We start from the raw sequence: 11,160 nt of genomic DNA, 5'->3' as shown, positions 1-11,160 counted from the left end.
TTAGGCAAATTCAACGAATCTACGTGGTTTTAGCCTACGAAAAATCAAGGTTTCACCCCAGTTTGACAGAAGAGGGATTAGCAGCTTATCAAATTACCCGACGAAACGATTTAGTTGAAGATCCAGACGATCCCGACTTTCAAATTCAGCTTGGAGAAACACGTAGTCAAGGGATTGAGTTCGATCTGACAGGAGAACCCCTACCAGGACTGCGTTTAATTGCGAATTATGCCTACACGGATGCCAAAATCACCGAGGACACCAGAGGTTTTCAGGATAATCAGGTTGCCAACATTCCAGAACATAGTGGTAGCCTTTGGGCAGTGTATGAACTTCAAGCAGGAACTTTAGAGGGTTTAGGCTTCGGTGCTGGGATTTTTGCGGCAGATGGAATATCGGGAGACTTGGAAAATAGCTATGAGATACCTGGCTATTTACGAACTGATGCGTTGCTTTATTATCGGCGAGATAACTGGCGAGTGCAGTTAAATTTTGAGAATTTGTTTGACAATGAATATTTTGAAAACTCTGGGCGTTACGGTCAACCTTTTACGATTCGAGGCAGAGTTTCAGTGACATTTTGATCGTCAAACTCATCTTTAATTAACCCTAGTCCTTCATCTAGACTGCCAAAAATCGCTGAATGACATCCTGACTGAGTTCGCTGGTAGTACCAGATGCGACAATTCCGCCTTTTTGCATCGCATAGTAACGGTCGGCTTGGCGGACGAAATGCAGGTGTTGTTCTACCAACAGCACGGAAATTCCAGTTGTAGCGATAATATCGCGAATTGCTGCCTCAATTTCTAAAATAATGGAAGGCTGAATTCCTTCTGTCGGCTCGTCTAATACGAGTAAGCGGGGATTTCCCATTAAGGCACGGGCGATCGCCAGTTGTTGCTGTTGTCCGCCGCTTAAGTCACCACCCATCCGCGATCGCATTGTTTTCAAGACGGGAAACAAGGAAAAAATGCGATCGGGAACCTTTTGATGGTTTTTTCTACCTTGGGGTAGCGCTTCAAAACCGAGTAGTAAATTTTCTTCTACTGTTAAGCGAGGAATAATTTCTCGTCCTTGAGGAACGTAACCAATTCCTAATTTTGCTCGTTTATCTGGAGACTTCAAAGTTATCGGCTGTCCGGCAAAAGTTACTGCACCGCTACGAGGTTTAATTAACCCCATAATTGTTTTTAGCAGCGTCGTTTTTCCCACACCGTTGCGCCCGATCAGACAAACCATTTGTCCTTCTGTAACGCTAAGATCTACGTTGCGTAAAATATGGCTTTCACCATAATAGACATTCAATCCAGCAACTTGTAACACTGGTTTTTGGGCAGTAGAAGAATTGAATGATGAGGCGATCGCGTCTGTAGCAGGATTCATATTTTATTTTTGGTAATTGGTAATTGGTAATTGGTAATTGGTAATTGGTAATTGGTAGTTGGTAGTTGCTCCCCCAGCTCAAGAGCAGCTCTCTTTTCCCTACTCTCTACTCCCTGCTCCCTGCTCCCTGCTTGTGTTCTACTTCCTGTCCCAAATACACTTCAATCACGCGAGGATCGTTTTGTACTTCGTCAATGTTACCTTCACACAGTACCGAACCTTGATGCAACACTGTTACCTTACGCGCAATCTGACGCACGAATTCCATATCATGCTCGATCACCATAATGGAATGACTTTGAGCCAAAGCTAAGAGTAAATTCCCGACATTTTCGGTTTCTTCATCGGTTAACCCTGCAACAGGTTCGTCAACTAATAATAAATCTGGCGATTGCGCTACAAGCATTCCAATTTCCAGACGCTGTTTTTCTCCGTGAGATAGTTTTGACGCAGGTAGATCTGCATTTGCAGTGAGTCCAATTGTTTCTAATAACCCAGATACGGTTTGGCGTTCCGCACTCTTAGGTTTACCAAATAAAGTTGACCACAGCTTTTTTTGTTGATTGCAAGTGATTTCTAAATTTTCTCGTGGAGTTAAGTTGAGATATATTCTAGGCGTTTGAAACTTGCGACCGATCCCCATGCGGGCAATTTGATGTTCTTTGAGCGATCGCAAGTTTTTTCCTTTGAACAATACCCGTCCTTGAGTTGGTTTTGTCTTCCCTGTAATCACGTCCAAAAATGTTGTCTTTCCTGCTCCATTAGGACCAATAATAACTCTTAATTCACCTTTGTCTAAACTAAAATTAAGGTTTTTCAGTGCCTTAAATCCATCAAAACTGACCGTAACATCTTCTATTTCTAAAATTTTTTCGCCCACTTTATACCCCCTGTTTCAGTTATCAGTTATCAGTTATCAGTTATCAGTTATCAGTTATCAGTGGTAGTTGGCAATTGGGTGGTGCGTGGTGCGCTCAGGCGTGGTGCGTGGTGAGTGTAGTGTTTTTTCTCCCTCAGCTCCCTCAGCTCTCTTCTCTCCCTTGTCTCTCTTGTCTCCCTTGTCTCCCTTGTCCCCTCACTCCTCACTCCTCACTCCTCGTCTCTATCTCCTGCCGTTCGCTCTGCACTTCTGGGTTGACTTCAATTTCAGGATAAGTTGATAGCTGCCGACGATGACCGAGCCGCAACAAGTCAGAACTACGCAACCAACCGACAATACCATCGGGTAGCACGGTCACAACGATTAAAAATAGCGCCCCTTGGAAAAATAGCCAGATCTCGGCAAATTGTTCGCTGAAAAAACTTCTGGCATAGTTGACGAGCAATGCTCCTACAACTGCGCCTACTAAGCTGCCACGTCCGCCAATTGCTACCCAAATAACCATTTCAATTGAGAAGGCAACATCCATCGCTCTTGGAGATACGGAGCCGCTTTGGAGAGTATACATTGCCCCTGCCAACCCCGCGATCGCCCCTGAAATTGCAAAAACTAGCACTTTAAATTCTGTCGGGTCGTAACCGGAAAACCGCACTCGACTCTCATCATCCCGAATCGCTACCAGCAGCCGTCCGAAGCGTCCGCTAGTTAACCAGCGACACAAGGCATAGGTAGCAATGAGTAGCAGCACCGTCAGAACGTAAAAAGTAAATTGCGACGGTCGCGACCCTACGGCTGTACCCAAAAGAGTTTTGAAGTTAACTAATCCATTCGTACCGTTAAATAGTTTTTGCTGCCCGTTAAAAAAGTTGAAAAAAACGATGGTTGCTGCTTGAGTCAAGATCGAAAAATAAACGCCACGAATGCGATTGCGAAAGACCAAATAGCCCAACAAAGCAGCTAAAATCCCAGGAATCAGCACCACAGCAGCCGAAGCAAACGGAAAAGCTTGAAATGGATGCCAAAACCAAGGTAGTTCGGTCACGCCATAAAGTCCCATAAAATCGGGAAGTTCCCCTTGAGGGACTTGGAGTTTCAAGTGCATACCAATCGCGTATCCACCCAAACCAAAGAAGATCCCGTGACCTAAACTGAGTAACCCGGTGTAACCCCAGATCAAATCTATGCCCAAAGCGACAATTGCCAGGGATAAAAATCGTCCTAACAAATTGAGGCGAAATGGGGAAATTAAAGTTGGAATAATAAAAATTAATAAGAGTGCGATCGCGCCTATTATACCTGCTTCAATTAAGAGCGATCGCTTCTTACCTCGCTTTAATCCTCGTCTCCCTATTGCTGCGTCTGCTGTCATTTTTAATTCCTTCTTGATTGGTCATTGGTCATTAGCCATCGATCGTTTGTAGTTACTAGCTTTTGACTTTTGACTTTTAACTTTTGACTTTACTAAGCATCCACAGTCCTTCCTTTCTGTGGGAAAATCCCCCCTGGGCGCACTTGTAGAAAGGCAATAATTAAAGCAAATACCATAACTTTCGCCATACTCGTAGTGGCAAAAAAGGTAAAGAACTCAGATAAAGGCGGGATGGGTGCTGTGAGGATTGCTAGAGTGCCAGAACCAACTAGGTAATTTACCGTACCAATTGCTAATGCGGCTACAATTGTGCCGACCAATTTACCAACACCACCGACAACCACCACCATAAATGTATCGACAATGTAGTTCTGTCCTGTATTTGGTCCCACAGAACCGAGATAGCTAATCGCACATCCAGCAACTCCAGCTAGTCCCGAACCAATTGCAAATGTAAGGGCATCAACTTTTTGAGTCGGAATGCCCAAGCAAGAACTCATGCTACGATTTTGCGTTACAGCACGAATTCGTAATCCCCAAGCAGTGCGTTGCAAGAATTGATAAACTCCAATGACGCAAATAATTGTCAGCGCAATGATAAATAATCTGGCATACGGTAATTGAAACCCACCTACAGGTAAACCGCCACGCAGCCATCTCGGTGCTGAAACATCCACGTTTTGCGCCCCAAACCAAGGCTGATTCACTGCGAGTTTGTAAGTTTGACTCAAAATATTGCCAACTGCGATCGCAATACCTAAAGATAAAGGCAGCATCACTAGTACAAACCAATTACGAATGCGATCGAAGTCCGAACGACGCTGGACGATCCACAAACTGCCAAAAAATAACAGACAAAATATAACTATTCCAATTGCCAGTACCCAGTTCACGCTACGAACGAACTGTTGCAAGATTAAACTTACACCCCAAGTTGCTAGTAAGGTTTCTAATGGTCTGCCATAAAGATAGCGAATGACTCCTCTTTCTAAAATGACTCCCACCCCAGCAGCGACTAAAAAAGCAAATATGAGAGCGAAAAAAATATAAAAATCGAACCAAGGTTCGCCCAATTTTTTAAAGCCTGCTTGGACTACAAAAGTCGTGTATGCTCCTAGCATCATCAACTCGCCATGTGCCAAGTTGATTACACCCATAAGTCCAAATACGATCGCTAGCCCTAGTGCTGAAATTAAAAGCACGGAACCGATACTAATACCGTTAAATAAACCGTCAAATAAGCCAATTAACACGCTTCCCCCTATTCAGTTATCAGTTATCGTAGGGGCGGGTTTAGCAGATAGATTGACAATTCAAACAGTAGATCGAGAGTCAAAACCCGCCCGTACAGCAGTCAGTTATTAGCAATCGGTGTAGAGACGTTACATGTAACGTCTCTACTATTAAACAATGAAATAGCGATCGCAATTGTTTATGAAAAACAAAATTTCTCCCGCTGATTCATACTGCATTTGACAACTGATAACTGATAACTGTCAACTGTTTAAGCTGACTTGTATTTTCCGCCTTTATTAGGATCTGACCAATCGCAGCTATATCCCTTAGTTTCTTTAACAAATTGATTCCAAGGAAGCGGTGCAACTGCTTTATCAGTAGAGTAAACGATTTCAAACAAACCATCGTCTCTCACTTCACCAATTCGGACAACTTTAGAGATATGATGATTCTTATTTAGAGTAATTTTACCTTCTGGTGCATCGAGAGTTTGTCCGTAAGCAGCAGTTCTGACTTTAGCTAAATCGTCAGCCGTACCAGCTTTTTCTACTGCTTGTTTCCACAAGTAAACCGCGATATATGCAGCTTCCATAGGGTCATTTGTAACTCTATCTTCGCCATATTTTTTCTTGAAGGCTTCGACAAACTTTTTATTAGCAGCTGACTCAACTGTTTGGAAATAATTCCAAGCAGCGTAGTGACCTTTCAGATAATCTGGACCTATTGCTCTGACTTCCTCTTCCGCAATACTGACAGACATGGAAGGATACTTATCTGGATTCATTCCAGCGCCTTGTAATTGCTTGAAGAAAGCTACGTTGCTGTCTCCATTCAACGTGTTATAGATGATGCCACCATTAGGTAAAGCTTGCCGAATTTTGGTAATAATTGGTGTAACTTCTGTGTTACCAAGTGGGAGATAGTCTTCACCAACAACCTTACCACCTTTTGCTGCTAATTGCGCTTTGATGACGGTGTTAGCAGTCCGGGGAAAAACGTAATCGGAACCAACTAGAAAGAACTCTTTCCCTTTATTTTGCAGCAACCAATCTACTGATGGTTCGATTTGTTGGTTAGGGGCTGCACCAGTATAGAAAATATTTTTAGAACACTCTTGTCCTTCGTACTGCACTGGATACCAGAGCATATGGTCTTTAGATTCAAATACTTCTAGGACGTTCTTGCGGCTAGCAGAAGTCCAACAGCCAAATACTGCAACGACATTATCTTCGTCGATTAACTTGTTAGCTTTTTCTCTAAAAGTATCCCAGTTGGAAGCACCATCTTCGGTAATTGGGAGAATTTTCTTTCCTAACACGCCACCAGCAGCATTGATCTCTTCAATTGCCAGCATTTCTGCGTCTACGACACTCTTTTCGCTAATCGCCATCGTACCGCTAAGGGAGTGTAAAATACCCACCTTGATTCCATCTCCACTAGCAGCAGCCGTGCTGACATTAGCAGCTGATGGCGATGCAGTTCCATTAGGACTCGATTCAGTCGTAGGCGAATTTGCACAAGCTTTTAATAGAATACTGGTTCCCAAAGTAGCGGAACCATACAGTAAAAACTTCCGCCGATTAAATTGTGTTGTCATAAGTGGAGAAATTATTTCGTGCAGATATATGCTTTACAGCAGCTATATCCATGGATGGACATTGATAGATACTATGGCTCTACTTGCACGAGAATTGTATTTTATTATACTAATTTTATATTTTCGAGACGGTAAGGTGTAAATTAAGGTAAATATTTTCAATCTTAAGGTAGAATCCGCTCTTGATGGCACTGTGTTACTCCAGCGATCGCTGCCAACAAAATCCAGAATAGAGTGTTGAGACGAGCATCAAATATAGTGACATCTGTGGTGTTAAAAAGCAGACAAGCACAAACAGCCACTAGATAAGTGAAAACAATGAGGCGATCGCTGTGATGCGGGAATCGGGAGTCGGTAGGGGCGGGTTTATTCGGGATATCTGTCAAAGGAAAAATCATTTTTCGATCGAACCCACCCGTACAGGAGTTGGGAGATCTCTTAGCTAAGAATTGAATCGATTGAAACAGAATCCAGCCGATCCAAGCACAAAAAACGATGGTTGCTGGAAGACCGATTTCCGCTGTCAGCATCAGAAACAGATTGTGTGGATGACCCATCCAAGTTTGGGTTTGTGCCATGTAGAGAGGCTGAAAATTCCGCAACCCCCAACCCGTCCAAGGGCGTTGTAGAGTCAAATTCCAGGCAAACCGCCACTGTGTCGTTCTCAGCGTTGCTTCTGGACGAACGTAGAGTTGGTCTGTTAACCTCTGCCAAAAGTAAGCGGGAACGATAAGCCGCAGCCATTGTTGCAGGGGTGGAGGTGAAAAAGCTGCGCCAACAATAGCCGATGCGATCGCACTCACTCCCACCAGCAACCAATGCCAACCCTGATACACCGCAAAAGCGATCGCCGCGATCGCGGCGATCGCCCAAGCATTGCGAGAATTCGTCAAAATCAAAGCTGCCAAATTACCCAGTACAATTGCACCCAGTAAGATTTGAGTGGTAAGGGGTGAGGAGCGAGGAGTGAGGGGTGAGGGATAAAATAGTTTTGACTTTTGACTTTTAACTTTTGACTTTTCCAAAAAGCTTTCAATCCACAATCCCACCGAGAGAATAAAGGCGATCGCGAGATATGCACCAAGGACGTTGGTATACATAAAAATAGAAGTCATTCGACCAGGCGGATTACCTTGAGGGACGATCGCGCAACCCAGTGTCACTAAAATATCGTGCCACGCTTTCGGAGTTGCCCAGCCCCAATATAGTTGACCAAAGCCCGCGATCGTTATTGGTACGGATGTGAATACTAAGATTTGTGCTAATCGTCTGAGTTGAGCTGGTGTTTGTAACAAGACGCTAAAAGTTACAAATAAGCTAAAAAATGGCACGAAATTAAATAATCCTAACCAAGCGTCCCGGCGATAATAAGCGAATAGACTCATTACCACCAACCATCCACTCAAGATTATTAGTACCCAGTTGAGCCGCCTGCGGAAAATCGTGCGGTACTGTCGTCGCCAAATAACAAATTGCGCCCAGAGCAAAGCGATCGCTCCTACCAAAGGTAGTAACGGAAACAGTAGCAGCCCTAATTGGATGCTGTTCCAAGCATTGTGTAGGCGTTGGTCTTTGATACTCATCAGTTACCAGTAGAGAGTGACTAGTGACTAATGGCTGGTGACTAGAGATAGAATCTAACCACTAACCACTAGCCACCAGCCACTCATCAATGACCAATTTATGCCATTTCCCAACATTCAGCACGGGTAAGGCGAATTTGCGCTAGAGCAAAGATTGCTGGAATAACGCGACCGTAATTGGTTGAGATTGCCCTCCAACCTAAATCGGCGAGAAACCACGACCACATAATCGGTCCTAGAAAGGTAAATGCTCCCCTGACTGCTCCATACCTAGCTGCACTTACAGCCATACCTTGCTGGGCTGTTTTCAGCGTGACGTAATTTTGAAACTGAGCTGCTGCAACTGCACCACCTTGAACGATCGCTTCTTTAGCCATTTGATAGCTGGCAAAATGCAAAGCAAATTGCTGGGCGATCTGTTTGAGCAGTATTGGTTGGATAATCGAGCTAACGGCGATCGCACTCCCACCTTTGACTAGCAAAGACATCGGGTCTTTTTGTATGGATATCGGTAGCGGTTGTGATGGGGAAGACGCTGCTAGCGATCGCTGTACCCGTGCTGTCAGTTGTTGCTTTTCTGAGGCAGGTAGACGCTTCCACGTCCGTCCTAAGAGATTTAAAAAGACTTCTACCTCTAAATCGGTGGTACTCAGCGCCGTGGAGTAAGAAATTTTGAGATAGCGACAAACTTGAATCAGAGCTTGTCTGTAAGTAAATTTGTTCGTGTCTCCACGCAACACAGTCATTCCATCGGCAGCTAAATAGCGGAATCGTTCTTCTAGCGTATCTAACCACGCTTCCCTATCTAAGCTTTGGACATCAATCGGTTCGGGAGTGTGAACGTAATCTAGGGGATTAAACTTACGGCGAAATAACAGTTGGGTTAAATGCTGTAATTCTTCTTCCGTAGCTAGTTCTAATGCCGCTCTCAGTTCATCCAAAATCCCGTCCTCCCGCAAGTCCAGCAACAGTCACTCACGATCGCTATTTTACTTCTAAAGTGAAGGATAAGGAGTAAGTCAAAAGTCAAAAGTCAAAAGTCAAAAATTAGGAGTCAGGAGTCAGGAGTCGGGGGGAAGAGAGCTGAGGAAGCCCAGGGAGCTGAGGAAGCTGAGGGAGGAAGAAATTTAAAGTCTCCACACCCTTTCTTCACTAGTCACTGATAACCGATCGCTGATAACTGGTCACTGGTCACTGATAACTGCTCCCTACTTCCTATTCCATATTCCCTATTCCCTATTCTTATGTATGACATTGCTGTAATTGGAGCTGGAATAGCTGGTTTGGCTTGCGCTCAGCAGTTGCACCAAGCTGGGTATAACGTGCTAATTTTGGAAAAATCGCGGGGTTTGGGAGGCAGAATCGCCACGCGCCGCTTGCATGATACTCTTGCCGATCACGGGACTTGTTACTTAAAGCCAAAAGGCGAGTTAATGCAGCAATTTGTGCAATTGTTATGCGATCGCCATATTCTTCAAGTCTGGACAGAGAATTCCGAATTCCGTAAGGGCGCACAGCTGTGCGCCCCTACAAATTCCGAATTCCGTTACGTTGCACCGGCGGGAATGAATGCGATCGCCAAGTTTTTAGGACAAGGTTTGGCAGTTTGGCGTTCTCAAAGGGTAGAGGCGATCGCTTTTCATAATTCTTATTGGCAGCTATCTCTAGAATCTGCTTCTTCTGAAGCTACTGCTAACCAACCGTCAGAAGTCATAGCTAAAGCTGTTGTTTTGGCGATTCCCGCACCGCAAGCTTTAGCAATATTGGAGCCATTAACCGAGCTTTCTACAGTTTGTCAGCAGCTGCGTTCTGTAGAATTTCATCCGTGTTTGAGTGTCATGGCTGGATATTCATCTCAATTGGAACCACAACCGGATTGGCAAGCAGTGAGTTTTGTTGACAATCCCGTTCTTGCCTGGGTTGGTTGGGATAGTAGCAAACGAGTCGAAAAAACTGGTAATTTTGAAGTTTTTGTCGTGCAAAGTAGTGCGGATTTTGCTCGGCGTTATTTAGAAACTTCCGATTTACAAGCTGCTGGTTATGAGTTATTAGCAAAAGCCTCTGAATGTTTGCTTCCTTGGTTAGCTAAACCGGAATGGTTACAAGTTCATCGTTGGCGCTACGCTTTTCCCAGTCGTCCTTTAGGGCAATCTTGTTTATCTACTGAAACTAACTTACCTTTAGTTTGTTGCGGTGATTGGTGTGGCGGAAATTTTGTCGAAGGTGCAATGCATTCCGGTATAGCAGCAGCGACAGAGATTAATCGTCAAATGGAGGGGCGATCGCTCCCTGGATCTAACTTTTTACAGGCGATCGCTCTAGAATAGTATCGATTCGACATAGATATTATTTAATGTCATTTCCGAGCGGGGATCGCGAATCTTGAGTTAAAAATATGCTTAAACTCAAGAAAAATGTACAAATCTCAAACCTTAATTTCTGTCAATTATTTCTCAAATTTTCCTCTTTTTCACTCACTTGTATATTAAGTTGAGTAAATATTTTACTGAGTTTTGTATAGATTCGTGCTAGAAAATCTTGGCATTGAAATAATTGTAAGTGAGAGGTAGATCGATTTGCTGCAAGAGGTTTTTCAGACTTAGTAACGAGTTTAGGAACGGAGTTTATATAATTCTACTCGCCATTCTAAATCTACTTACACAATTGAGCGATCGCTTTACATCTATCCAAAGAAATAGATTTTATTAAAATACACTTTTGCTGGGGAATTGGGGGGAATGAAATATGTCGAAAACATTAGTTAATTTAACCCATCAAGCACTAATAGCAGAAGTTGAGGCGGTTTTAGATAATTATCCTTACTATCCTCACTGTCAAGCTTTTGCTAATCCCGATTTGCGGCAAGAGTTAATTGCTTACGTCCTCAGTCGGATTCCTTGTGCTTTTAGTGCAGTAGACGATCGCGATTTAACTTTTCTAACCTATAGGCTTCCTGGCGATCGCGCGGAGTATCGCATCCAGATTGAAAATTTAATTCATCAAGGGATTTGCTGTGTCTTACAGGATAAAGCAGATTGGGTCAGCTGTCACATTCCCGAGCCATATCAATGTAGTGTAGAACCTTCGCATTGGTTCGGTTAAAGATCGTAAT

At 43.8% G+C, this 11,160-nt stretch carries 11 protein-coding genes; 3 read left to right on the top strand and 8 right to left on the bottom strand.

The features are described 5' to 3' along the window. The coding region (locus tag DSM107010_RS08350; protein WP_206751818.1) for a TonB-dependent siderophore receptor at positions 1 to 584 on the top strand (584 nt) is incomplete at its 5' end. Between the two features lie 37 nt (positions 585 to 621). Here DSM107010_RS08350 and urtE read toward each other — a convergent pair. The 8 genes from urtE to DSM107010_RS08315 all read right to left on the bottom strand — a co-directional run bounded on the left by urtE (position 622) and on the right by DSM107010_RS08315 (position 8,989). After that, entirely contained in the window at positions 622 to 1,383 is a 762-nt protein-coding gene (gene urtE, locus DSM107010_RS08345; protein ID WP_015155522.1) for an urea ABC transporter ATP-binding subunit UrtE, read from the bottom strand. 106 nt (positions 1,384 to 1,489) lie between these two features. After that, complete coding sequence (urtD, locus tag DSM107010_RS08340; RefSeq protein ID WP_015155521.1) at positions 1,490 to 2,263, bottom strand: urea ABC transporter ATP-binding protein UrtD; 774 nt, start codon at positions 2,261 to 2,263, stop codon at positions 1,490 to 1,492. 50 nt (positions 2,264 to 2,313) lie between these two features. Continuing rightward, positions 2,314 to 2,469 carry a hypothetical protein gene (locus DSM107010_RS38250; RefSeq protein WP_158631752.1) on the bottom strand — a complete coding sequence of 52 codons (156 nt, stop codon included), beginning with the start codon at positions 2,467 to 2,469 and terminating at the stop codon, positions 2,314 to 2,316. Further along, positions 2,466 to 3,632 carry an urea ABC transporter permease subunit UrtC gene (urtC, locus tag DSM107010_RS08335; RefSeq protein ID WP_106165964.1) on the bottom strand — a complete coding sequence of 389 codons (1,167 nt, stop codon included), beginning with the start codon at positions 3,630 to 3,632 and terminating at the stop codon, positions 2,466 to 2,468. The genes DSM107010_RS38250 and urtC overlap by 4 nt, the downstream gene beginning before the upstream one ends. A gap of 92 nt (positions 3,633 to 3,724) precedes the next feature. Next, positions 3,725 to 4,885, bottom strand: coding sequence for an ABC transporter permease subunit (locus tag DSM107010_RS08330; RefSeq protein WP_106165963.1), 1,161 nt, complete (start codon positions 4,883 to 4,885; stop codon positions 3,725 to 3,727). A 251-nt stretch (positions 4,886 to 5,136) separates the two neighbouring features. After that, positions 5,137 to 6,465, bottom strand: coding sequence for an urea ABC transporter substrate-binding protein (urtA, locus tag DSM107010_RS08325; protein ID WP_015155518.1), 1,329 nt, complete (start codon positions 6,463 to 6,465; stop codon positions 5,137 to 5,139). Positions 6,466 to 6,629: 164 nt separating this feature from the next. After that, positions 6,630 to 8,048 carry an O-antigen ligase family protein gene (locus DSM107010_RS08320; protein WP_106165962.1) on the bottom strand — a complete coding sequence of 473 codons (1,419 nt, stop codon included), beginning with the start codon at positions 8,046 to 8,048 and terminating at the stop codon, positions 6,630 to 6,632. Positions 8,049 to 8,146: 98 nt separating this feature from the next. Beyond that, complete coding sequence (locus DSM107010_RS08315) at positions 8,147 to 8,989, bottom strand: YaaW family protein (RefSeq protein WP_015155516.1); 843 nt, start codon at positions 8,987 to 8,989, stop codon at positions 8,147 to 8,149. Positions 8,990 to 9,292: 303 nt separating this feature from the next. Here DSM107010_RS08315 and DSM107010_RS08310 point away from each other — a divergent pair, with 303 nt between their 5' ends. Both DSM107010_RS08310 and DSM107010_RS08305 read left to right on the top strand, forming a co-directional pair. After that, positions 9,293 to 10,375, top strand: coding sequence for an NAD(P)/FAD-dependent oxidoreductase (locus DSM107010_RS08310; RefSeq protein ID WP_106165961.1), 1,083 nt, complete (start codon positions 9,293 to 9,295; stop codon positions 10,373 to 10,375). Positions 10,376 to 10,793: 418 nt separating this feature from the next. Beyond that, complete coding sequence (locus DSM107010_RS08305) at positions 10,794 to 11,150, top strand: hypothetical protein (protein ID WP_106165960.1); 357 nt, start codon at positions 10,794 to 10,796, stop codon at positions 11,148 to 11,150. Positions 11,151 to 11,160 lie beyond the last annotated feature (10 nt).

Source organism: Chroococcidiopsis cubana SAG 39.79 (assembly GCF_003991895.1).
Taxonomy (GTDB): Bacteria; Cyanobacteriota; Cyanobacteriia; order Cyanobacteriales; family Chroococcidiopsidaceae; genus Chroococcidiopsis; species Chroococcidiopsis thermalis.
Note: the sequence above shows the minus strand (reverse complement) of the source record. Positions and strands in the feature narration are given on the sequence as shown.